The following is a 22,095-nucleotide window of genomic DNA, read 5'->3' as shown; positions in this document are numbered from 1 at the left end:
AAATTGCTTTTAAATGCTCTTTAAATTTACGACAATTTTGGTAAGATACTGCACACCTGATTGCACACCTTTTATATGTTGTTTTTTGTTTTTATTTGGCATCAAACAAAATGCCTAAAAACAAAAAACACTGATAATCATACAATTAACAGTGTTTTGATACTTCCTATTTCTAGGTTCGTCGGGGTGGCAGGATTCGAACCTGCGACCTCCTGCTCCCAAAGCAGGCGCGATAACCGGGCTACGCTACACCCCGTAAAATTTTTCCTTAACGGGATGCAAATATACTTTTTTTATTCATTTCGTAAATACTTTTTAAAAAAATAATAAATTAATGTATATCCATTTTTTGTCAAATGGCTATCACGCCACCCGGAATCCATTTTAGAGTCTCATTTTATTGTATTGATTTACAGTGCTATGAGATTCTGAAACAATCCCGAAAGCTTTCGGAACAGAATGATGTGCTTTATCAATTTATGATTCTTTACGGACAATTAATATAAATTACTTCTTAAAATAAATTTCAAGATGAAAAATAGTAATTTAGCCAAGGTTTCATTTTTAATATAACATTTTGCATTACTCAAAAATAATTCTTGTTTTTTTAACCCTTTTTGGTTTTAGCTTTTCTTCATTTAGCCAGTCATTAATAGAAGGGAAAATTATTGATGGCGATAATAAATCACCATTATCCAAAGTGCAAATAATAAACACCGAAACCAAGGACACCATCTTTTCAAACAGTCAAGGGGTATTTAGAGTTAATAAAGTTGGCATCTATTCATTTAAAAAAGAAGGCTATAACAAAAAAACCATCAACCTAAAAAGCAATAAATATTATGTGATACAATTAAGTATAAATCCTTCGGAATTAAATGAAGTTATTATTAATGCGAGTAACATCCCGCAAAAATTAAAAAGGTCGATAACTTCTAGTGAAATTATATCGACTGCCGATATAGAACGAGGAAATTCCGTTGATATAGTTCCCATTTTAAACCGAACACCCGGCATTTTTATGCAAAGTGGCGCTCTAAATACCAACAGAATAACCATTCGCGGCATTGGCTCCAGAAATTTATACGGAACTTCCAAAATAAGAGCTTATTTCCAAGATATTCCTTTAACATCTGGAAATGGAGAAACAACTATTGAAGATTTTGAATTGGGTTCTATATCGCGTTTAGAAATAATAAAAGGTTCTGGTTCTAGCATTTACGGTGCCGGTTTAGGGGGCACCATTCATTTAATGCCACAAAGTGCTTATCTAAATCAAAATAGTGCTGAAAGTGATATATTGTTTGGGTCTTTTGGATTAATCAAAGGTATTGTAAATGTGAACCATGGCACAGAAAAAAACAGTTTTCGTGCCATTTACAGCAATACCCATAGCGATGGATATAGAGACAATAATGACTATAACCGACAAACTTTTACCATCAACACGAACCATTTTTTAAACGACAAAAATGACATTACATTTCTGGGGAGTTATGTAGATTTAAAAGGATTTATTCCAAGTTCCATTAACGAAAACACTTATAAAAACAACCCCAAGGAAGCCGCTTTTACGTGGGCACAATCCAAAGGTTATGAAGATACCAAACGTGGCGTTTTTGGACTCTCATGGAACCATCAATACAATAGCAACATAAAACAAACAACGAGTGTTTTTACGTCGTTTAAAGATGCTTACGAACCTCGACCTTTTGATGTTTTAACCGAAAACACGTCAGCCATCGGCATTAGAAGCCGCATTTTAGGTTCTATAAAAAAATTAAATTGGACCTTTGGTGGCGAATTATTTAAAGACAACTACAAATCGAGAAAATTTAAGAACCTTTATAAAGAATATCCAGCGGGAACTGGTAGTGTTGAAGGTGATAAGTTTTTCGATTTAAAAGAAAAACGTACCTACTACAACATATTTTTCGAAACCAATTACCATATTTCTGAAAAAACGATGCTTTCTTTTGGGTTGAATTTCAATAAAACATCCTATACTTTAAATGACCGATTTGTTACGAATGATAATCCTGACCAATCGGGCTCCTATGAATTTAAAGGCATTGTATCCCCAAAACTCGGAATATCATACTTGTTTACTGATAATATCAGTCTGTATTCCAATATCAGCCATGGTTTTTCACCGCCTTCAACAACTGAAACCTTATTACCAGATGGCTTAATTAATCCGGATATAAAACCTGAAACAGGCTGGAATTTTGAAATTGGTACGCGTTCATCTTTCTTCAACAATCGCTTACAACTTAATTTGGCTTTATACAGATTGGATGTTCGCAATCTCTTGGTTGCCAGAAGAACTGGGAATGATGAGTTTATTGGTGTAAATGCAGGAAAAACGCAACATGATGGGCTGGAAGTGTCCTTAAATTATCAATGGCTGAAAAAACAAACTTATACCCTTAGCACCTATACAAATTACACGCTTAACAACTTTGTGTTTAAAGAATTTATTGATGATACCAACAACTATTCAGGAAACGATTTAACAGGAGTGCCTAAAAACATTTTTAATGCTGGAATTGATTTCCAATCCGCTTTCGGCGTTTTCGGAAACATCAACTTTCAACATGTAGGCAGTATGCCAATTAATGACAGTAATTCCTTGTTTTCCGATAGTTACAACCTTTCAAACTTAAAATTTGGATTCCAGAGAAATATTAACAAAAAGCTAAATTTCAAGGTTTATTTAGGTATTAATAATATATTTGATGAAGCCTATGCTTCTCAAATCCTGATTAATGCTTCAGGTTTTGGTGGCACTGCCCCAAGATATTATTACCCAGGAAATCCTGTAAATTATTATTCAGGACTTCAATTAAGTTATAGTTTTTAATCAAAAAAAAATGAAAATGAAACAGACAACTCTATTCTTAGCACTTTTATTAGTTACATGCCTTTCATGTGCCCAACAAATAGAATCTGAAATAAAGGCAGAAAGTCCAACATCCATAAACTATACCACTGAAATTGTGGTGCCAGGGATAAATATTCCTTGGGGATTGGCTTTTTTACCAGATGGAAGTATGCTAATTACCGAAAAATCGGGTGAGCTTATCCATTTTAAAAACGGCATCAAAACCAATATTGAAGGGGTTCCGGAAATTTATGTACGTGGACAAGGAGGTTTTATGGATGTGGAATTGCATCCAGATTACAACAACAATGGCTGGATTTACTTTTCTTACGCTTCCGCGGAAGGTGAAGGCGAAGGCGGCAATACGGCCATTATGCGAGCTAAGCTAAAGAACAACACGTTAACAGAAAAGCAGCTGCTCTACAAAGCGGGTCCCAACACTACTAAAGGACAGCATTTTGGGTCCAGAATAGAATTTGATAACGAGGGCTACCTGTATTTCTCCATCGGCGAACGTGGGGAAGGCTCCTTAAATGCTCAGGATATTACTCGTGATGGCGGCAAAATATACAGACTCCATGATGATGGAAGCATACCTGAAGACAACCCTTTTGTTAATGTGCCAAATGCAAAAAAAGCCATTTACAGTTATGGCAATAGAAACCCCCAAGGACTCGTAAAGAACCCTTACACTGGCGAGATTTGGGAACATGAACACGGACCTAAAGGTGGCGACGAAATAAACATCATTGAAAAAGGAAAAAACTATGGATGGCAAGTGATATCTTATGGCATCAATTATGACGGCACACCGTTTACCGACATTACCGAAAAAGAAGGGATGGAACAGCCTCTTTTTTATTGGGTGCCCTCTATTGCCCCAAGCGGCATGACCTTTGTTACATCAGATAAGTATCCGGATTGGAAAGGGAATTTATTGGTGGGTTCTTTAAAATTCAGTTATTTGGAACGTTTGGTTATTGAAAACAATAAAGTTACAAAGCGTGAAAAATTATTGGAAGGCATGGGGCGTGTTAGAAATGTACGCCAAGGGCCTGATGGCTATATTTACGCAGGTATCGAAGGGAAGGGGATTGTGAAAATTATTCCTAAAAATTAAAATACCACCCGCAACTTTCCCCTCTTGGGAGGGGAACGGTTTATCAAAAATTTTCAACTTACGAACTCTTATGTTTTTAAAACCTGTGAGGTCTTTATACCTAAATAAACCTTATTATCTTCTGACTTTTTATCTTATGAAACCCTAAAAATCATAACCATGAAATTATTTATTTTAGCCACATTATTAACCATGTCCTTATCATGCTTTTCACAAAACAACGCTTTAAAAGAAAGTATGGAAAGAGGCCATGGAATATATACCGATTTTTGCATGTCGTGTCATTTACCAAATGGCGATGGCGTTGAAAGCGTATATCCACCTTTGGCAAATTCAGATTACTTATTAAAAAACAGGGAAGCGAGCATTAGAGGGATAAAATTTGGACAAAATGGCGAAATTGTGGTTAATGGCAAAAAATACAACAGCTTTATGGCGCCGTTAGGTTTGAGTGATAATGAAGTGGCCGATGTGATGAATTACATCAATAATAGTTGGGGCAATAAAAACAGCAAAATGGTTACTGAAGCCGAAGTTTCAAAAATTAAAAAATAATGGTAGTTCCTGTTAATTGATGTACATTTAACTAACTTTGTACAGCTTAATTAAACACATCTATCCATGCTTATAATAGGAATTGCCGGTGGCACAGGTTGTGGCAAAACTACTGTTGTAAACCAAATACTTAACGAACTTCCAGAAGGCGAAGTGGGCGTTATTTCGCAAGATTCCTATTATAAGGACACCACCCATTTAAGCTACGATGAGCGTATAAAAATCAATTTCGACCATCCCAGATCGATAGACTTTGAACTGTTGGAAAACCATTTAAAAGATTTAAAAAATAACATCCCCATACACCAACCCGTTTATTCTTTCGTTAAACACAATAGAACGGGCGATACCATTATAACACACCCAAGAAAAGTAATGATTGTTGAAGGTATTTTAATTCTGACCAATCCGGAATTACGGGATATGTTCGACATCAAAATATTTGTGCATGCCGATACGGATGAACGTTTGATACGCCGACTAAAACGTGATATTTCTGAAAGGGGAAGGGATTTGGACGAGGTGTTAACCCGGTACCAAAACACCTTAAAGCCCATGCACGACCAATTTATTGAGCCCATGAAAGAGTACGCAGATATTATTATACCCAACAATAGGCGCAATACGGTGGCCGTTGGTATGGTCCGCACCATTATAAACAACAAAATTATAAATGGCACCATTTAACCGCAACATATTAAAACCGTTCAAAAATATATTCATCCTTATTTTGGCGGTGTTTGCCGTTTGGATGCTTTTTTTTGATGCCAATTCATGGCTGATCCACCATGAGCTGAATACCGATATTGATGCGTTGGAAAGTGAAAAGGAATACTATAAAAAAGAAATAGAAAAAGATAAAAAAGCCCTTAAAAAACTAAGCACCGAAGAAGGATTGGAAAAGTTTGCGCGAGAGGAATACTATATGAAGCGCGATAGCGAAGAAATTTATATTATAGAATACGAGGACAGTTTAAAAAATAAACAAGATGAGTAGTGGTTTGTTTGATGGATTCTATTCGGTTTCCGCAAAACAATGGAAACAACAGATCCAGTTCGATTTAAAGGGAGCCGATTTTAACGACCGTCTTATCTGGAAAAGCAATGAGGATATTTCCGTGAAACCGTTTTATCATTCAGATGATTTTAAAGAATTCCCAGAACCTTCAAATACCCAAGCAACACCCTGGAGCATCTGTCAAGCCATTTTTGTGGCAGATGTAAAAAAATCAAATAAAAAAGCAATTGAAGCCATTGGAAAAGGTGCGGAAAGCATCAAATTCATTTTACCTTCCGAAACCGTTTCAATAGATGAACTAATAAAGCATATTGACTTAGAAATTACCCCCCTTTATTTTGAATTACAATTTCTTTCAGAGTCGTTTATTAAACAACTTTCTGGAATTTCATCAAAAGCAGGAATCCATATCCAAACGGATATTATTGGGAATTTAGCTAGACATGGCAATTGGTTCCAAAATTTAAACAGCGATTTTAAAATACTGAGACATGTGATTGCAAATAGCACAAATCAACTTGTTTCTACGCTATCCGTTGATGTTTCATTATATCAAAATGCTGGAGCCAATATGGTGCAGCAATTGGCTTATGCTTTGGCACATGCTAACGAATATATGGACGCCATATCTGATGACCCAGTGCCTTTTGCGACTTTCAAGGAAAATACTACTGCCAAATCTTGCATTGTTTTCAACGTTTCGGTAGGTAGCAATTATTTTTTCGAAATAGCAAAATTACGCGCCCTTCGCCTACTTTGGAATGTACTGGCTGATACTTACGGTATTCATCCTGAATGCCATATTATGGCTACGCCTTCAAAACGAAACAAAACCATTTACGATTATAACATTAATTTACTTCGTACCACAACCGAATGCATGAGTGCCATTTTGGGTGGTGCCAATACTGTTTGCAACTCGCCTTACGATGCCATTTACCATAAAACCAATGCATTCAGTACGCGAATGTCCCGCAATCAGTTATTGATTTTAAAGCACGAAAGTTATTTTAACAAGGTGAACAATCCTGCCGATGGTACTTATTATATTGAATCTTTAACCAATCAACTGGCTGAAAAAGCACTGATTTTATTTAAGGATATAGAAGCGAACGGTGGCTTTTTAAATCAATTGAAAGCAGGCACCATTCAGCGAAAAATAAAAGAATCCGCAGCTAAAGAACAACAACAATTTGATAGTGGGGAGGCTATTTTATTGGGTTCCAATAAACACCCAAACCCCCATGAAAAAATGAATGATGCGTTGGAACTTTATCCGTTTGTTAAAACCAATCAGAGAAAAACGCTCTTAGAACCTATTTTGGAAAAACGGTTAGCTGAAAAATTAGAGCAAAATAGATTGAAGAATGAAAACCAATAACATAAGATAAAAAAACAGTTGAAAAAAATAAGTTCCGTTGAAGAATACATTGAGGAAAACGCTCATTTCGCTGAAGCTTTAAATTTGTTGCGCCATATAATCAACAAAACAGAACTTGTAGAAAACGTAAAATGGAACGCCCCTGTTTACTCTTTACATGGTAAAAATGTTTTAGGGTTAGGTGCTTTTAAAAACCATTTTGGTATTTGGTTTTTTAATGGCGTGTTTTTAAAAGATGAAAATAATTTGTTGTCCAATGCACATGAAAAAACAAAAGCGTTACGCCAAATGCGCTTTGAATCTATAGACGACATTAATAAAAATAGCGTTTTAGCATACATAAAAGAAGCCATCGAAAATCAAAAATTAGGTAAAGAAATAAAAGCAGACCGAAACAAAAAGAAAACGGTTATACCCTTGGAATTAAAAGCCTTACTTGCAAAAAACCAATCGCTAAAAAGTAGTTTTGAAAACTTATCACCTTACAAACAACGTGAATATTGCGATTATATAGCCGAAGCAAAAAGAGATGCCACCAAAACAAGTAGGCTTGAAAAAATCATCCCCATGATTTTAAATGGCATCGGCTTGAACGATACATATAAAGACTGTTAATCAACCTGGGTTTTGCGTAAGATTACTTATTAGATTGAAGACAATATATATCCAATACGATTACGTTCGGTTATCCCCTTGAGGGGATTATAGGGGTGTTAGCCGTTTCAAAACACACCTCCCTAACCCTTCAAGGAGGGAATACACTTTATAAAAGAGCCTATTTAATTTGAAATTGTTACCTATAAATCAATTGGTTAATAATTTATTTTGATATTTCTCAACTTAGCTACAAAGCCACCTTAGTACCTACATTTTTACCGTCAATAATATCTATTATGGTATTATCTTTCTTTCCGTTAGCAATGTATGTTGTAATGTTTTTGGCAGCGGCCTGTTGTGCAAAATCTAATTTGGACCCCATGCCACCACGACCTTCACCTTCTCGTTTATTACTGTCTTTTATATATTTTTCCAAGTTATCGCCAGGTTCAATATACGAGATAAGATCACTGCTTTCAGCTTCTGGATGCCCTGTATAAACACCATCAATATCCGTTAGTATAATAAGTTTATCGGCATTAATCAATTGTGCTATCAAACTTGCCAACTCATCATTATCCGAAAACATGGACATGGTTACCGAAACGGCATCATCTTCATTTGCTATGGGAATCACGCCTTCAGAGAGCAAGCCTTCACAACAATTAATCATATTTTGGCGGTGAATACCCGGACTAAAATCACGCTTTGTAGGAAGTACCTGGGCACATTTCATTCCATAATCATGAAAAATATTGTAGTACAAACGCATCATTCGTGGTTGCCCAATGGCCGAATACACTTGTCTTTTTTGGGTTTTATTTTTTATGGAAGACGCTCCAAGCACTTCTTTTCCAGCAATTACAGAACCTGAAGATACCAATATGGTTATAATGTCCCTTTCATATAATTCAGCTATCTGTCTTACCAATTCTTTTAATACGGGTCTAACTATTTTGTTATCTCTATTGGTCATCACGTTTGTACCAACTTTTACAACTATTCTTTGTTTATACATATTCAATGTTCTTTTCCTAGTTCTACTGCGCGATTAAAAGCAGCAAATGCAGCATCTTTTATCAATTCATTTACATTATTACCTTGCATGGAATCGAGGGCTGCACGCGTGGTACCGCCTTTTGAGGCTACCATGTCCATCCATGAATTGGGCGATAAATTAGATTGGTTAAAAAGCTCTATGGCGCCCGTAAAGGTTTGGCTGACCAAGACCGTCGAGTCGTTTTTTGAAAACCCCATTTGCAGGGCAGCTTCCATCATACTTTGCATAAAATAAAATACATAAGCAGGCCCACTACCAGAAATTCCTGTAGAGGCATCTATTAAGCCTTCATTACTCACCTGAATGGATTTCCCTGTGGTGTCCAACAAACTTTCAACGGTAAGCAATTCTATTTTTGAAACATCTTTAGAGGCCACAAAAGAGGTAAGCCCCTTCCCTATTTTGGCCGGCAAATTTGGCATCGCCCTAACAATTTTAGGGATTCCAGCAAGAAGTTTTATGTTATCAATGGTTACCCCTGCCATGATGGAAATAATGATTTGGCCCGGATTGACCAAAGGGTTTATGGCTTTAAACAGACTTTCAGCATGGTACGGCTTTACGGCTATAAAAATGATATCTGCTTGTGGAACGCAATCTTTCAATTCGCTAAAGGCATCAAAATGCGCCATTTTATTTAACTTCTCCAATTTTTCCTCAGAGGTATCCAAAACCATGATGTTCCGTTTTTTGAGCAATTTTGATTTAGACATCCCTTCGGCATAGGTAAGCCCCATGTTCCCTGCGCCTATTACTAATACTTTCATTTAGTTACTATTTGTGTGGATTATTAAATAAATAATATGCAATCTTTACAGTCTTTTACTTCTCCATAATAGGTTTCCCTATATTTATGAAGAGTTTTAAAAGGGATTCCAAGCACGTATTTTTTAACGTATGTAACCTTGGTGGTTAACTCGCCCATTTTTAAACTGTAACGTTTTTCGTAAGTTGTTTTTCTTTTTACTTTTAAAATTCCCATTTGTTGTTTTTATTTTTGTAAAACCCTGTAATTCAATTGATTTTTAGCGGGTTAAACGCATTTCTATATTTCTTGATTTAAATCCATTTTCCTCAAAAAAACTAAGTGCTGGATTTTCTTTGTTAACATATAAGGCCATATCACCTTTACAATATGCTACGGTATAATCAATCAGTTTTTTAGCGACATCCTTTTCTTTATAGCTTTTATTCACAGCCAAATACACCAATATATTTTCTGGAATGTACTCGTTCATTCCTGTTTTATTGACAACCAAAACACCTCGAATTTCATTTTGATGCTCTAAAACAAACACAAAACCACCTAAGCCCGCAATATCCTTGTTGGCATACAGCAACGATTTTCTAATGGCGCTTTTGGCGTCTCTAAAGTCTCCTGAATGCTCGTAAAGAAAATTGGTTAAGCGATTTATATCAATAATAGATAGCCTTGAATAGGCGTCAAAGGTTTTTATAGTCATAAAATGAATGGTTATTAGCCTATCCAATAACGGAAAGGACTTTGTTTTCCTTTTATTAAAAAGATATTAAGTACAGATGATACTCGAAAAAACGGCGATAAGCTAGTTTCTTCTTCCTTAAAATTAATTAAGAAACTGGTGCAGGAGGAATAAATTTATCAGATTGTGTTCTGAAAACTAAAAATTTGAAGCTAAATATTCTACTGTTTTGTTTTTGGTACATTTTATTTCCCATACGGCAAATTTACAAAAACACATTCCCGATTGCAAATAAACGGCGTTAAGATAACGATCATGTATTAGTAAAATATAAATTCCAAAAAAAAAAATTCCAAATTCCAAAAAAATGAACCACTGTGGACTAGAAGTTCATAGTGTTGTTTCGCAGACTGAAAGTCTGCTTAGTGAAATTTGCAAAAACACATAAAACTGTGATAATTAATTTGCGAATTTGTGGTTAAAAAATTTAGATTCCAAATTGCAAGACACTAAAGACATAGTTTTAACTATATGTGAGACCATTAAAATTCCAAAAAACAAGGCAAATCTTGTGGTATCAAACCCCCTGTTACAAATAAAAAAAGCCTCCAAAATGGAAGCTTTGATTTTAAAAATTCACGTTTTATACTACTTAGCCGGTGTGTTTAATTTAGTGCTCAACTCCATAGAGATTGCAGAGCGCTCAAACTTAACTTTGCCCGACATGGTTTCAATAATGCACGTGCCATCTGAATCATGTAGTTCTAAAATTTTACCATGCAAACCGCTTTTGGTAATTATTTTATCGCCTTTTTTCATTTCAGCGCTAAATTTCTTTTCCTTTTTGGCACGTTTCATTTGTGGTGCAATCATAAAGAAATACACAACAACGAACAATAATAATATAAAGGGCAATTGCCCCATTCCTTCAATCATTTTTTTCTTATTTTAGTTATTTAGTTTACTGCGTTTGCAGCTGGTTTTACAAATGCTGTTATTTTTACCTCTTCAGTACCTTTTTCGGTATTTGCTGTTAAGGTTATGGTTTTAGTGATTTTATTTTCGCCACTTCCGTTAAAAGTTACCGAAAACTTACTGGAATCGCCAGGTTTTAAAGGCTCTCTGCTCCAATCTTGTGGTACGGTACAGCCGCAAGAACTTTTAATATCGGTAACCACTAAAGGGGCAGTCCCTGTGTTTTTATAGGTAAACGTCGTTTCAACTGGTACGCCTTTTTCAATGTTTCCAAAATCGTGTTCTCTTTCATTAAATTCAATTACAGGAAATTTGGAAGCATTTTCATCTCTTTCAGCTGCCGCGGTTACATTCACTTCTTCTATTTTTTTACTGGCATCTTCTTTACAAGATGTAAGTGCTATAAAGCTAAGCACACCTAATCCTAATATTAATATTAATTTTTTCATTACAAACGGTTTTTTATTCAAGTTGCAAAAATAGCAATTAATTAATCGATTAAAAACTTTTATTGAGATGTTAACATAGAACTGGTTTAAACTTTTTTGATTTGGAGCAAAAAATGGAGGTTTTTTGCTAAATTGAAGGATTTTTTGAACTGCATGGCATCGTTATGGAATTCTAAAAAGACAAAAACTGCCTGCCGGCAGGCTGGTTGTAGCCAATCGAAAAAAGTTTAAACCAGTTCATAATCACATCAATCCGCGGCCCACTTTGTTTAAGCTTCCGGCGTCCTTATATTCTTTAACCAACCTATCTAAAATGCCATTAATGAAAATACTGCTTTTTGGGGTTGAATATTCTTTGGCTATTTCTAAATATTCATTAATGGTAACTTTTACTGGTATGGACGGAAAGCTTTTTAGTTCGCAAATTGCCATTTGAAGCAGTACATAGTCCACTTGGGCAATTCGATCGGCATCCCAATTAAGGGTTTTAAGTTCTATTTCTTTATTGATTGCCGTTGTATTTAATAGTGTTTTCTTAAATAAATCGATGGCAAACTGTTTATCTTCAGCGTCTTTATACAGTTTTGGCGTAAAATAACCTTCAGAAGCTGTTGGTTTTGCTTTTCTCAATAATTTTAAAATGGTGGTGTTTACCGTTGGCAAATCATCTAACCAAGTTAAATTTTTATCCTCTAAATAATCGTAAAGCTTATCGTTTGGTGCAATAATATCCTTAAAAACATCTACAATAAAATCTTTGTCCAGTTTGAAATCGGAGGTTCTGGTTTGCATGTATTCGGTGTACAAATCACTGGCTGTTATCTCTTTAAAAATAATATCTACGTATCCACTATCCAATTCCCAATTGGTTATATTATGGTTTTCCAACTGATTTTTCAATTGGAAATTATCCGCTAAAAGCTTGAGCATCTCATTGTTTACAAACTTTCGGTTGGGATCTTTATCTTCTTTAGTGGCAAGGTGCTTTTTCTGTTTCTTGAGCAAATCGTCTTCCGCTCTTTTTTGAACTTCAAGCAGCAACGATAAAAGCAGCAAGTACAAGTTGTACATATTATCGATGCTGAACAGCAAAAACTTTTGGTCTTTACTAAAGTCATCACTTTCACCGCCTTTAAAGGCATACATGGTTTGCATTACTTTTACACGGATATGTCTTCTGCTTAGCATAATTACAAGGAACTTAAATTAATATGGCGAAAATTTAAATAGTGAACTCATTTAAACTTTTTCAATTGGCTAAAAAATTTAAACGAGTTCAGTTATTTCGAGCCGCAAAAATAATACTATTTTAAAAAGTGACTGTATATTTTTTGTTTTATTATTACTTATGCGAAACAAGGGTTAGAATATTGTAACTATTCAGCCGACTGAAAATTGGAGTGCGCGTTTGACTTAGGGGCGTTAGCCCTGTAGTCTTTTTAGCAAAATGTGACATGAAGATGAATTAGGGGCGTTAGACCTGACATCTATGATTAAATAATTGTGTACGTGTTTGCCATGTTTATTAATTTCACGAAGATAACAGGGCTACGCCCCTTTTTTAATATTAACGTTTGTATCTACGACGATTTTAGGGCTAACGCCCCTAATAGTGTATTCTAAATCCTTATGGGTTTTAATACTTTCAACACTTGATTCGCTTACCTATTTTATGGTATTTTTTTAACAGTTACAATATCTGCATTTGGGCAAAGCAACGCATTAAAAATATTAAGCCACAAATTTCACTAATTCTCACTAATTTCTGAAAAATCTTTAGATTTTTCTATTAGTGGTTTTAATCAATTATATTTGCTTACTTAATTTATCACGCATTCCCTTATTATTAAAGCTTTAAATGAAAGAATTACAGCACTTAAACAAATACTTCTTAAAATATAAAAAGCAACTTATATTAGGTACTGCCATTACCATAATAGCCCGACTATTTTTATTGTTTACTCCACGTTTTGTTCGTGAAATTTTTGTGGTTGTTGAAAAATATTTAAAAGGAGGCGTTCCGGAAACGGTCATTAAAGCAGAATTGACCGAAGTGATCATCTATATTATTGGCGCTGCAATTATTGCTGCCATTTTTACTTTTTTTATGCGTCAGTACATCATAAACGTATCGCGCTATATTGAATTCGATTTAAAAAATGAAATTTACGACCAATACCAGAAGCTTTCTTTAAATTTTTACAAGAAGAACAGAACGGGCGATTTAATGAACCGGATAAGTGAGGATGTTGGCAACGTACGCATGTATGCAGGACCCGCCATTATGTACAGCATCAACACCATTACGCTTTTTGTGATCGCACTGATTTATATGTTTAACGAAGCCCCTAAATTGGCTTTATATACGGTTTTGCCCTTGCCCATATTATCGATTGTTATTTATAAATTGAGCAAGGAAATCCATCACAGAAGTACCATTTTACAACAGTTTTTATCGAAATTATCTACTTATACCCAAGAATCGTTTAGTGGCATTTCGGTTATTAAAGCCTATGGCATAGAACCTCAAATCTCATCAAGTTTTACAACGTTGGCTACCGAAAGCAAGGAAAAACAAATCAGTTTAGCAAGAGTACAGGCTTGGTTTTTCCCGATGATGATTTTACTTATTGGCACCAGCAACTTATTGGTTATTTATGTTGGTGGGATGCAATACATTAATGGTGAAATTGAAAGTTTGGGCACCATTGCCGAATTTATTATTTACGTTAATATGCTTACATGGCCAGTAGCCACGGTGGGTTGGGTAACCTCTATTGTGCAACAAGCCGAAGCGTCGCAAAAACGTATTAACGAGTTTTTGAAATTAGAGCCCGAAATAAAAAATACAGTGAATGCGCATACCGAAATTACGGGTGATATTGCTTTTAATGACGTATATTTTACTTATGACGATACGAATATCCAAGCGTTAAACGGTGTAAGTTTCAATATTAAAGAAGGCGAAACTTTGGCCATTTTAGGAAAAACCGGTTCGGGTAAATCGACTGTTTTAGATTTAATTGGGCGTCTTTATGATATTAAAAGTGGGGCGATCATCATAAACGATACCCCCATTCATCAGCATAATTTAAACGATTTAAGAAACAGCATTGGCTATGTGCCACAAGATGCTTTTTTATTTTCTGATACCATAAAAAACAATATCAAATACGGGAAGAACAACGCCACCGATGACGAAGTTATTGAAGCCGCAAAAAATGCTCAAGTGCATAAAAATATTGTCAAGTTTAACAATGGCTATGATACTATTTTAGGCGAACGGGGCATCACGCTTTCTGGCGGACAAAAACAGCGGGTTTCCATTGCACGGGCTATTATAAAGTCGCCAAAGATTTTATTGTTCGATGATTGTTTATCGGCAGTCGATACTGAAACAGAAGAAAAAATACTGAAAAACCTATTTAAAATCACCAAAGGAAAAACCTCCATTATTGTGAGCCACAGGGTTTCATCCGCTAAAAATGCCCATAAAATCATTGTTTTGGATAACGGGAAAATAGTCCAGGAAGGCACCCACGAAACGCTTATAAATGTTGAAGGCTATTACAAACATCTTTATTTAAAACAATTAAGCGAAACGGGTTCCAATAAAAGTTAATGGGTTTGTTTTAAGTAGAATAGCTTGCATTTAATGCAATAAATATGGGCATTGAAAAAAGTAATCTCATAAAATGTTGGTTAGTTGCGGTTTTTTTTAGATTTTTGGTATAAATTGAGAACTTAATAAATTTCTATATAACTATGAACAATAATGACATGATGGAGAAAGAGGAGATTTTTTCTAAAGTATTGAGAGCTGGGAGACGCACCTATTTTTTTGATGTAAGATCTACTAAAGCAGACGACTATTATTTAACCATTACCGAGAGCAAAAAGTTTACCAACGATGATGGGTCTTTTCATTATAAAAAGCACAAAATTTATATCTACAAAGAAGACTTTAACGAGTTTAGAGAAATTTTAGGTGAAATGACCGATTACATTATTGATGAAAAAGGCGATGAAGTAATAAGCGAGCGTCATCAAAAAGATTTTAAAAAGGATTATGACACTGAAGATTTAAATGGTGAAGACGATTCAAAAACATCTACTGAAAGTTTCACGGATATTGAATTTGACGATATTTAATATCCAATAACAATAAATTATTTGGAAACCGTTACTGAAAAGTAGCGGTTTTTTTTAGCTAATAACACTCCCGTTCTTAACTTTCGTTTCTGGGTTCAAAAGGGTAACATCTTTACCATTTACAGCCCCCAGAACCAAACATTCGCTCATAAAATTAGCAATTTGCTTTTTTGGGAAGTTGATGATTGCTACTATTTGTTTTTGCAACAAATCTTCCTTTTTATAAAGCGTAGTAATTTGTGCCGACGATTTTTTAATGCCCAAATCTCCAAAATCAATGGTTAATTGATAGGCAGGATGTCTTGCTTCAGGGAACTCGTTTACTTCAATAATAGTTCCTACACGTAAATCTACTTTAGTAAAATCTTCAAAAGTTATTTGGTTATTCATATTTCTTTTTTTTAGCCACTCTTAATGAACAATTTATTTACTGTAATTTCACTTTGTGGTTTTTGTGTCTTCCTTTGTGTATTTTGTGTCATAGCTATTCCACAAAGGTTCACAAAGTTTTAAATGAAGTTTCTTTAGTACATGACAAAAACAGTTCGTTGATATTTAAATAGCTTCTATCGTTAACCCCTCCGCCTATCGGCACCTCCCCTTAAAAAAAGGGGAGGAATTATTAAGGAGCTCATTTTTAATGATTTGAACTTATTATTTAAAATTTTGTCATGTACTTAATGAAGTTTCACAAAGAATCTAAAGTTCCCTACAAGCATTTGTCTAGAGTATTCTGAAAAATTATTCGTGCATTCGTGTCTACTTCTAAGCATCAATAAATATTAACCTCTATTTCCTTTTTCAAAAATATAAATAATCCCGAACTTTGAGTAAAACTTTTAATCATGGCACGTACTCCTTCAAATATGCTTCCTTTGGGAACAAAAGCTCCTTTTTTTAAATTACCTGATACTAATGGCAATACGCTTGTAACCCTAAAATCCGCAAAAGGTAAAAACGGTACGGTTATTATGTTTATATGCAATCACTGCCCTTTTGTAATCCATGTGAATAAAGAATTGGTTGCCATAGCCAATACATACCATAAAAAAGGGATTGGTTTTATTGCCATTTCCAGTAATGATGCCATTAATTATCCGCAAGATGGGCCAGAAAACATGGCGATTCATGCTAAAAACGAGCAGTATCCATTTCCTTATTTATATGATGAAAGTCAAGAAGTTGCCAAAACGTATGATGCTGCATGCACACCAGATATATATGTGTTTGATAAAGATTTAAAATTAGTTTATAGAGGGCAGTTGGATGATTCCAGACCAGGAAATGGCAAACCAGTCACCGGAAATGATTTAAGACATGCTTTAGATTGTTTGCTTGAAAATAAAGAAAACAGCACTCTTCAAAAACCTAGTATTGGGTGTAATATTAAGTGGAAAAGTTAATTAAGGTGTTTAGACAAAAATCCATGTTTTAAATATTTTTAACAAGAGATTCCTGTCTTCACAGGAATTAAAAAGTCAATTGCCAAAAACCTACATCGTGCCACTTGTCAAATTTATAGCCTACTTCCTTAAAATGGGCCACTTTTTCAAAACCAAAGTTTTCATGAAGTTTTACGCTGGCATCATTAGGCAATGTTAACCCACCAATAACTACATGGTAATTTTGATTTTTAAGCTGAAGCAATAATTCTGAATACAATTTTTTGCCAATTTGTTTCCCTAATTCTGTATGTTTTATATAAACGGTTAGCTCTACGGTGTTTTTGTAGGCAGGTTTTGTTCTAAAGGTGTTGGCATAAGCATAACCCCATACTTCGTTATTCACTTCATAAACTATAAAGGGAAAATCATTAGAAATGGTTTTTATTTTCTCTTCAAAATCTTTTACCGAAAATGGAACCAAATCTAATGTAACGATAGAATTCATTACATAATAATTGTAAATATCCACAATTTGTTGCGCATCTTCAACAGTTACCAGTCTCATCATAATGTTCTAAACCCAGTTATTACGTTTCAACAAATTCTCAATATGTGTATAATGGTGATTGCTATGCCATGCATAAAGCCCGATGTTCGTTTTCAAAACGACTTCACTTTGTGTTTCAGGATGGATGAAACAGGTATCCAAATCATTTTCATGCAACCCCTTTAACAAATAAACCAATTTTGCATGAATGGCTTTTAAATGAAGCAAAGACATCTCAATGGGTGCTATTTTAGAATCGAACAAATCTGCCCACCTATCTTCGTAATAGGCTTTAATAACTGGCTTGTCTTCGGTTAAAGCCCATTTGAATCGTGCATAGCTGTGGTGGTGACTATCAGATAGATGATGAATCACTTGCCTAACGGTCCAACCTTCTGGTCTGTAGGGAGTTTCTAATTGGTCATCGGTCAAATTTTTGACCAGATTCTCCAATCGATTTGGGAAATGTTCTAGAATTGAAATCCAACTTTCAATGTGTTGTGATGAAATATTATTGGGACAATCGAACTTCCCAATAGGATATCTAAGTTTTTGTAATTCCTGCTCTGTCATATGTAAATATAAAAAAAGCCACAATGAAGTGGCTTAAAAAATATATTTTATTGAAAATTACTTAACATTCATTAATTCTACATCAAAAATCAACGTCGCATCTGGTGGAATAACGCCGCCAGCACCTCTACTTCCGTATCCTAAATGGCTTGGTATTACAAAACGTGCTTTATCACCCACTTTTAATAACTGAATGCCTTCATCCCAACCTGAAATTACTTGACCAACTCCTAATGGAAAATCGATGGGTTCATTGCGTTTGTATGATGAATCAAACACCGTTCCGTCAGCTAATTGCCCTTTATAATGTACTGATACGTTTTTACCTTTTTCGGCTTTAGCTCCACTTCCCTTTTGGATAATTTGGTAACGCAATCCGCTTTCGGTTTTGCTAAATCCTGTCGCCAATTTATCCAATTCCGCTTCGGCAGCTTTTTTGGTTTCTGCTATTTTTTTTTCTCTGGAACCTTCAAAAGTCCTAAAAGCTTCAACTGCTTTAAAAGCTTCAGCTTCTGCACCAACCCTTACAATCTCTAAAGTTTCAATTTTATCACCTTGTGCAATGGCATCCACCACATTTTGACCTTCTATCACTTTTCCAAAAACGGTATGGTTATTATCCAACCAAGGCGTTTCAATGTGTGTTATAAAAAACTGACTTCCATTGGTACCAGGACCCGCATTCGCCATAGACAATACACCTGGACCATCATGCTTTAAATCTGGATGAAATTCATCATCAAATTGATACCCTGGATTACCGGAACCAGTTCCCTGAGGACAACCTCCTTGAATCATAAAATCTGGAATAACTCTATGGAATTTTAAACCATCATAATAAGGCGTGCCTTGAGGTTTTACTTTATTTTCTAAGTTTCCTTCGGCTAAAGCTACGAAGTGACCAACTGTTCCTGGTGTTTTTTTGAATTCTAAAGCAACTAAAATGGCTCCTTTAGTTGTGTTGAATTTTGCGTATAATCCGTCTTGCATTGTTCTAATTTTTAAGAAAGGGCAAAGATAAGAATGATTTACGGATTACGATTTACGATTTACGGTTTTTTGACCAATGCAATTATTTTAAAGTGGGGATTTTAGTTTTTGCTGAAATTCACAGAGAAATTTTCTAACAAATAAATAGTTTCGGTTATTGATTTAGAAACTGAACGCACTCAAATGGAAGTCGGTTTTTTATACTTTTGAAAGGGTTGCTTCAACAAATCTTTAATGTTGCTATTTTCTTTTTCATCAGGAAATACATCTACACCATATATAATTTTATCTGTATCTAATTCCATATAGGTACCAAACAATCTATCCCACACCGAAAAAATATTTCCGTAGTTGGAATCGGTATATGGTATTTTGTAATGATGGTGTACTTTGTGCATATCGGGGGACACGAGTACATAACTTATACATGTATCGATTTTTTTAGGCAGTTTAATATTGGCATGGTTAAATTGGGTAGCCACCACCGATAACGATTGGTAGAGAATAACCAGTGCTATGGGCGTACCGATTATAAATATTCCTGAAAGTGTAAAAATGTATCGGATGAGACTTTCTATCGGATGGTGCCTATTGGCTGTAGTGGTATCTACATTATGGTCGGAATGATGCACTAAATGAACCATCCAAAGTGGTTTTACTTTATGTTCTATCAAATGCGGCAAATAAGCCCCAATCAGGTCTATTAAAAAGATGCCCACGAATGCGTACAACCATATAGGCATAGTAGGTAACCAATTAAGGATTCCAAAATTATTGGCCATTACCCAATCTGATGATTTTAAAAACAAAAATGCCAACGGCAGATTGATAAGAATAGTGGTTAATGTAAAGAATAAATTAGGAATGGCATGCTTCCATTTTTTGTATTTGAAACCAACTAAAGGCACGATACCCTCTAACAGCCAAAAGAAAGTTAAACCACCAACAATGATGAAGGCGCGGTGTGATGACGGAATGGTTTCAAAATAATTTAAAAGGGTTTCCAAAGGGATATTTTTTCTAAATATAATAAAATTATTTCTCGTCTAGGAGGCGCAAAGCGTCTTAAAATTATCTCGCAAAGCCGCGAGGCGCAAAGCGAATAAAAATACTGAAAACTGAGACTGAAAACTGTGACTGCGACTGCGACTGCGACTGCGACTGAAAACTAACCCTTAATCCGTTTCTTCATGTCCTCAACTATATTAAATGCTGCGGGACAAATAGCCACATTCTTTAAAGTTAAATTAGAAATTTGCTGAAACTTTTTTCTATTGGTATGTGGGAACTCACGGCACGCTTTAGGCCGTACTTCATAAATGGAGCAATAGTTATCGGCTCCTAAAAAGGTACAGGGCACACTTTTCAATACATAATCGTTATCTTCATCAATCTGCAAATATTGGTTGATAAATTGCTGCGTTTTCATTTTAAAATGTTTCGCAATACGCTCCACATCTTTATCGGTAAATAATGGCCCAGTGGTTTTACAGCAATTGGCACATGTTAAGCAATCCGTTTTTTTAAACTCCGCTCCATGCAATTCTTGCATCACATAATCCAGATTTTTGGGCGGTTTACTTTTTAGCTTCGCGAAGAATTTTTTGTTCTCGTTATGCTTATCTTTGGCGAGCTTTGGAAGATTGCTAATGATTTGTTCCAAGTTATTTGTTTCAAGTTTTAGATTCCCGAATGGAGCATCAAAAATATAACTTTTAAACCTGAAACTTTTTTAAACTCTAAACTTTTTATTTTGAAAGACCTTTTCGGAAAAGCTTTATTGGATTACCATAACGGGAATTATTCCGAAGATATTATTACATCTACAAATATTTCTGATGAAGATGAATTGCCTCTGCCCTATTTATTCCGAGGTTTTAAGGAGATGCCCAAACTAGAACAAAAAGCTCTAAAATTAGTAAAGGGAACTATTTTAGATGTCGGTTGTGGTGCCGGTAGCCATAGTTTGTATTTACAGGAAAAAGGATTTCAAGTAAAAGCCATCGATATATCGAAAGGTGCTATTGAAGTGGCTAAAAACCGTGGGGTTATACATGCTGAAGTAAAAAACATTTTAGATGAAACTGACACCTATGATACCATTTTATTATTGATGAATGGTACCGGTATTTTTCAGGAACTTGTTCAGGTTTCAAAATACTTAACACATTTAAAAAGCTTATTAAAACCTAGCGGACAGATTTTAATCGATTCTTCCGACATTAAATATATGTATGAAGATGAAGATGGTGGTTTTTGGATGGATGCACACTCCAACTACCATGGCGAACTCGATTATTTTTTAAGTTATAAAGATGAAAAAGAAGTACCTATGAAATGGCTATATTTAGATTTTGATACGTTGAAACTTGCTTGTGATACGGTTGGATTGAACTGTGAATTGGTTTTGAACGGGGAGCATTTTGACTATTTGGCGCAATTAGCATTGTAATAATTCACTAAATCTTCCAAATCCTTACGGTTATACTTTTCATCCTCAATTTTTGACACCAAACTAGAGCAATCACTAAAATACTCTGAAGCTCGCTTTTTAAATGACTTTAATTCTACATAATTAAAAATAATTGCTTCTTCATTATTTCGCATAAGTAACGATTCCTCAAAAACGCTATTTCTATTAGAATTGGATACAGTTCTTTTAACCAATTTGACTGTTCCGTCTATAATAAGTTCAGCAAAACCTAATTTATTTTTATTTTCACTTTTAATTATTGGGATGTATGTTGCTTGTCTTTTTACCCTTTTTCCTTTTTCTTTATAATCCAAGTCGAAAATGATTTTTTCAACTTCTTGAGGAGTAAATTCTGTACTTTTTTTTTGTGTAACTATTCAGGTTCTATATTGAGATTGACATCAATCTTCCCAATAGCCCAAAAACAATAAAAAAAAGTGGCCCCAAATTTGGATCCTATGGATCTATTTCGGATCTTTCGGGAAAAGAAAAGG

General features: G+C 34.9%; 25 protein-coding genes and 1 tRNA gene. 11 read left to right on the top strand and 15 right to left on the bottom strand.

Annotated features, from left to right (window positions below):
* Positions 1-181: 181 nt before the first annotated feature.
* Positions 182-256 (bottom strand) — tRNA-Pro (locus ACU1LP_RS13240).
* Positions 257-577: 321 nt separating this feature from the next.
* Here ACU1LP_RS13240 and ACU1LP_RS13235 point away from each other — a divergent pair.
* The 7 genes from ACU1LP_RS13235 (at position 578) to ACU1LP_RS13205 (ending at position 7,573) form a co-directional block, all read left to right on the top strand.
* Positions 578-2,863 carry a TonB-dependent receptor family protein gene (locus ACU1LP_RS13235; protein ID WP_445736471.1) on the top strand — a complete coding sequence of 762 codons (2,286 nt, stop codon included), beginning with the start codon at positions 578-580 and terminating at the stop codon, positions 2,861-2,863.
* A gap of 10 nt (positions 2,864-2,873) precedes the next feature.
* Complete coding sequence (locus ACU1LP_RS13230; RefSeq protein ID WP_445736470.1) at positions 2,874-4,004, top strand: PQQ-dependent sugar dehydrogenase; 1,131 nt, start codon at positions 2,874-2,876, stop codon at positions 4,002-4,004.
* 159 nt (positions 4,005-4,163) lie between these two features.
* Positions 4,164-4,559: a c-type cytochrome gene (locus tag ACU1LP_RS13225; protein WP_445734299.1), complete on the top strand. Its 396-nt coding sequence runs from the start codon at positions 4,164-4,166 to the stop codon at positions 4,557-4,559.
* 66 nt (positions 4,560-4,625) lie between these two features.
* The gene (gene udk / locus ACU1LP_RS13220) at positions 4,626-5,246 is read left to right on the top strand and encodes a uridine kinase (protein WP_445734300.1); all 621 of its coding nucleotides are present in this window, start codon (positions 4,626-4,628) and stop codon (positions 5,244-5,246) included.
* On the top strand, positions 5,233-5,556 hold the full coding sequence (locus ACU1LP_RS13215) for an FtsB family cell division protein (RefSeq protein WP_445734301.1): 324 nt from the start codon (positions 5,233-5,235) through the stop codon (positions 5,554-5,556). The genes udk and ACU1LP_RS13215 overlap by 14 nt, the downstream gene beginning before the upstream one ends.
* Entirely contained in the window at positions 5,549-6,958 is a 1,410-nt protein-coding gene (locus tag ACU1LP_RS13210) for a methylmalonyl-CoA mutase subunit beta (protein WP_445734302.1), read from the top strand. The genes ACU1LP_RS13215 and ACU1LP_RS13210 overlap by 8 nt, the downstream gene beginning before the upstream one ends.
* Positions 6,959-6,976: 18 nt before the next feature.
* A complete protein-coding gene (locus ACU1LP_RS13205) occupies positions 6,977-7,573 on the top strand; it encodes a YdeI/OmpD-associated family protein (protein ID WP_445734303.1) in 597 nt (198 codons plus the stop codon).
* Positions 7,574-7,802: 229 nt separating this feature from the next.
* Here the strand turns inward: ACU1LP_RS13205 and proB are convergent, their stop codons facing one another.
* The 7 genes from proB to nusB all read right to left on the bottom strand — a co-directional run bounded on the left by proB (position 7,803) and on the right by nusB (position 12,669).
* Positions 7,803-8,573 (bottom strand): glutamate 5-kinase, encoded by a 771-nt coding sequence (gene proB / locus ACU1LP_RS13200; protein WP_445734304.1) that lies wholly within the window; start codon positions 8,571-8,573, stop codon positions 7,803-7,805.
* A 2-nt stretch (positions 8,574-8,575) separates the two neighbouring features.
* On the bottom strand, positions 8,576-9,382 hold the full coding sequence (proC, locus tag ACU1LP_RS13195) for a pyrroline-5-carboxylate reductase (RefSeq protein ID WP_445734305.1): 807 nt from the start codon (positions 9,380-9,382) through the stop codon (positions 8,576-8,578).
* 23 nt (positions 9,383-9,405) lie between these two features.
* Positions 9,406-9,597: a hypothetical protein gene (locus ACU1LP_RS13190; RefSeq protein ID WP_445734306.1), complete on the bottom strand. Its 192-nt coding sequence runs from the start codon at positions 9,595-9,597 to the stop codon at positions 9,406-9,408.
* Positions 9,598-9,640: 43 nt separating this feature from the next.
* The gene (locus ACU1LP_RS13185; protein ID WP_445736469.1) at positions 9,641-10,078 is read right to left on the bottom strand and encodes a GNAT family N-acetyltransferase; all 438 of its coding nucleotides are present in this window, start codon (positions 10,076-10,078) and stop codon (positions 9,641-9,643) included.
* A 627-nt stretch (positions 10,079-10,705) separates the two neighbouring features.
* On the bottom strand, positions 10,706-10,993 hold the full coding sequence (gene yajC / locus ACU1LP_RS13180) for a preprotein translocase subunit YajC (protein WP_445734308.1): 288 nt from the start codon (positions 10,991-10,993) through the stop codon (positions 10,706-10,708).
* A 20-nt stretch (positions 10,994-11,013) separates the two neighbouring features.
* Positions 11,014-11,481, bottom strand: coding sequence for a DUF1573 domain-containing protein (locus ACU1LP_RS13175; protein ID WP_445736468.1), 468 nt, complete (start codon positions 11,479-11,481; stop codon positions 11,014-11,016).
* A 243-nt stretch (positions 11,482-11,724) separates the two neighbouring features.
* On the bottom strand, positions 11,725-12,669 hold the full coding sequence (gene nusB, locus ACU1LP_RS13170; RefSeq protein WP_445735016.1) for a transcription antitermination factor NusB: 945 nt from the start codon (positions 12,667-12,669) through the stop codon (positions 11,725-11,727).
* 670 nt (positions 12,670-13,339) lie between these two features.
* Here nusB and ACU1LP_RS13165 point away from each other — a divergent pair.
* Both ACU1LP_RS13165 and ACU1LP_RS13160 read left to right on the top strand, forming a co-directional pair.
* Positions 13,340-15,103 carry an ABC transporter ATP-binding protein gene (locus ACU1LP_RS13165; protein ID WP_445734700.1) on the top strand — a complete coding sequence of 588 codons (1,764 nt, stop codon included), beginning with the start codon at positions 13,340-13,342 and terminating at the stop codon, positions 15,101-15,103.
* A 143-nt stretch (positions 15,104-15,246) separates the two neighbouring features.
* Positions 15,247-15,633 (top strand): PUR family DNA/RNA-binding protein, encoded by a 387-nt coding sequence (locus ACU1LP_RS13160; protein ID WP_445734699.1) that lies wholly within the window; start codon positions 15,247-15,249, stop codon positions 15,631-15,633.
* Positions 15,634-15,687: 54 nt separating this feature from the next.
* Here the strand turns inward: ACU1LP_RS13160 and ACU1LP_RS13155 are convergent, their stop codons facing one another.
* Positions 15,688-16,023 carry a tRNA-binding protein gene (locus ACU1LP_RS13155; RefSeq protein WP_445734698.1) on the bottom strand — a complete coding sequence of 112 codons (336 nt, stop codon included), beginning with the start codon at positions 16,021-16,023 and terminating at the stop codon, positions 15,688-15,690.
* A gap of 455 nt (positions 16,024-16,478) precedes the next feature.
* Here ACU1LP_RS13155 and ACU1LP_RS13150 point away from each other — a divergent pair, with 455 nt between their 5' ends.
* The gene (locus tag ACU1LP_RS13150) at positions 16,479-17,036 is read left to right on the top strand and encodes a thioredoxin family protein (RefSeq protein WP_445733631.1); all 558 of its coding nucleotides are present in this window, start codon (positions 16,479-16,481) and stop codon (positions 17,034-17,036) included.
* Between the two features lie 67 nt (positions 17,037-17,103).
* On the opposite strand, the gene ACU1LP_RS13145 is transcribed toward ACU1LP_RS13150, so the two are convergent.
* The 5 genes from ACU1LP_RS13145 to ACU1LP_RS13125 all read right to left on the bottom strand — a co-directional run bounded on the left by ACU1LP_RS13145 (position 17,104) and on the right by ACU1LP_RS13125 (position 20,791).
* Entirely contained in the window at positions 17,104-17,586 is a 483-nt protein-coding gene (locus ACU1LP_RS13145) for a GNAT family N-acetyltransferase (protein WP_445733632.1), read from the bottom strand.
* A gap of 6 nt (positions 17,587-17,592) precedes the next feature.
* A complete protein-coding gene (locus ACU1LP_RS13140) occupies positions 17,593-18,138 on the bottom strand; it encodes a YfiT family bacillithiol transferase (RefSeq protein WP_445731617.1) in 546 nt (181 codons plus the stop codon).
* 57 nt (positions 18,139-18,195) lie between these two features.
* Entirely contained in the window at positions 18,196-19,128 is a 933-nt protein-coding gene (locus ACU1LP_RS13135; protein ID WP_445733633.1) for a peptidylprolyl isomerase, read from the bottom strand.
* A 179-nt stretch (positions 19,129-19,307) separates the two neighbouring features.
* Positions 19,308-20,135 carry a sterol desaturase family protein gene (locus ACU1LP_RS13130; protein ID WP_445733634.1) on the bottom strand — a complete coding sequence of 276 codons (828 nt, stop codon included), beginning with the start codon at positions 20,133-20,135 and terminating at the stop codon, positions 19,308-19,310.
* Positions 20,136-20,296: 161 nt separating this feature from the next.
* Entirely contained in the window at positions 20,297-20,791 is a 495-nt protein-coding gene (locus tag ACU1LP_RS13125) for a YkgJ family cysteine cluster protein (RefSeq protein ID WP_445731614.1), read from the bottom strand.
* A gap of 90 nt (positions 20,792-20,881) precedes the next feature.
* Here ACU1LP_RS13125 and ACU1LP_RS13120 point away from each other — a divergent pair, with 90 nt between their 5' ends.
* Positions 20,882-21,580, top strand: a complete 699-nt coding sequence (locus ACU1LP_RS13120) for a class I SAM-dependent methyltransferase (protein ID WP_445733635.1) — start codon at positions 20,882-20,884, stop codon at positions 21,578-21,580.
* Here ACU1LP_RS13120 and ACU1LP_RS13115 read toward each other — a convergent pair.
* Positions 21,556-21,915 (bottom strand): hypothetical protein, encoded by a 360-nt coding sequence (locus tag ACU1LP_RS13115; protein WP_445733636.1) that lies wholly within the window; start codon positions 21,913-21,915, stop codon positions 21,556-21,558. The two genes, ACU1LP_RS13120 and ACU1LP_RS13115, sit on opposite strands and share 25 nt — an antisense overlap.
* Between the last annotated feature and the right edge of the window lie 180 nt (positions 21,916-22,095).

It is taken from the genome of Mariniflexile sp. (genome assembly GCF_052728615.1).
Note: the sequence above shows the minus strand (reverse complement) of the source record. Positions and strands in the feature narration are given on the sequence as shown.

What these genes read in the sequence shown, in the direction of transcription:
- ACU1LP_RS13165 (WP_445734700.1), top strand. Translation starts at nt 13,340, where the DNA reads ATGAAAGAATTACAGCACTTAAACAAATACTTCTTAAAATATAAAAAG.
- ACU1LP_RS13185 (WP_445736469.1), bottom strand. Translation starts at nt 10,078, where the DNA reads ATGACTATAAAAACCTTTGACGCCTATTCAAGGCTATCTATTATTGAT.
- proB (WP_445734304.1), bottom strand. Translation starts at nt 8,573, where the DNA reads ATGTATAAACAAAGAATAGTTGTAAAAGTTGGTACAAACGTGATGACC.
- udk (WP_445734300.1), top strand. Translation starts at nt 4,626, where the DNA reads ATGCTTATAATAGGAATTGCCGGTGGCACAGGTTGTGGCAAAACTACT.
- ACU1LP_RS13225 (WP_445734299.1), top strand. Translation starts at nt 4,164, where the DNA reads ATGAAATTATTTATTTTAGCCACATTATTAACCATGTCCTTATCATGC.
- ACU1LP_RS13190 (WP_445734306.1), bottom strand. Translation starts at nt 9,597, where the DNA reads ATGGGAATTTTAAAAGTAAAAAGAAAAACAACTTACGAAAAACGTTAC.
- ACU1LP_RS13210 (WP_445734302.1), top strand. Translation starts at nt 5,549, where the DNA reads ATGAGTAGTGGTTTGTTTGATGGATTCTATTCGGTTTCCGCAAAACAA.
- ACU1LP_RS13230 (WP_445736470.1), top strand. Translation starts at nt 2,874, where the DNA reads ATGAAAATGAAACAGACAACTCTATTCTTAGCACTTTTATTAGTTACA.
- yajC (WP_445734308.1), bottom strand. Translation starts at nt 10,993, where the DNA reads ATGATTGAAGGAATGGGGCAATTGCCCTTTATATTATTATTGTTCGTT.
- nusB (WP_445735016.1), bottom strand. Translation starts at nt 12,669, where the DNA reads ATGCTAAGCAGAAGACATATCCGTGTAAAAGTAATGCAAACCATGTAT.
- ACU1LP_RS13160 (WP_445734699.1), top strand. Translation starts at nt 15,247, where the DNA reads ATGAACAATAATGACATGATGGAGAAAGAGGAGATTTTTTCTAAAGTA.
- ACU1LP_RS13155 (WP_445734698.1), bottom strand. Translation starts at nt 16,023, where the DNA reads ATGAATAACCAAATAACTTTTGAAGATTTTACTAAAGTAGATTTACGT.
- ACU1LP_RS13145 (WP_445733632.1), bottom strand. Translation starts at nt 17,586, where the DNA reads ATGATGAGACTGGTAACTGTTGAAGATGCGCAACAAATTGTGGATATT.
- ACU1LP_RS13135 (WP_445733633.1), bottom strand. Translation starts at nt 19,128, where the DNA reads ATGCAAGACGGATTATACGCAAAATTCAACACAACTAAAGGAGCCATT.
- ACU1LP_RS13175 (WP_445736468.1), bottom strand. Translation starts at nt 11,481, where the DNA reads ATGAAAAAATTAATATTAATATTAGGATTAGGTGTGCTTAGCTTTATA.
- ACU1LP_RS13215 (WP_445734301.1), top strand. Translation starts at nt 5,233, where the DNA reads ATGGCACCATTTAACCGCAACATATTAAAACCGTTCAAAAATATATTC.
- ACU1LP_RS13150 (WP_445733631.1), top strand. Translation starts at nt 16,479, where the DNA reads ATGGCACGTACTCCTTCAAATATGCTTCCTTTGGGAACAAAAGCTCCT.
- ACU1LP_RS13140 (WP_445731617.1), bottom strand. Translation starts at nt 18,138, where the DNA reads ATGACAGAGCAGGAATTACAAAAACTTAGATATCCTATTGGGAAGTTC.
- proC (WP_445734305.1), bottom strand. Translation starts at nt 9,382, where the DNA reads ATGAAAGTATTAGTAATAGGCGCAGGGAACATGGGGCTTACCTATGCC.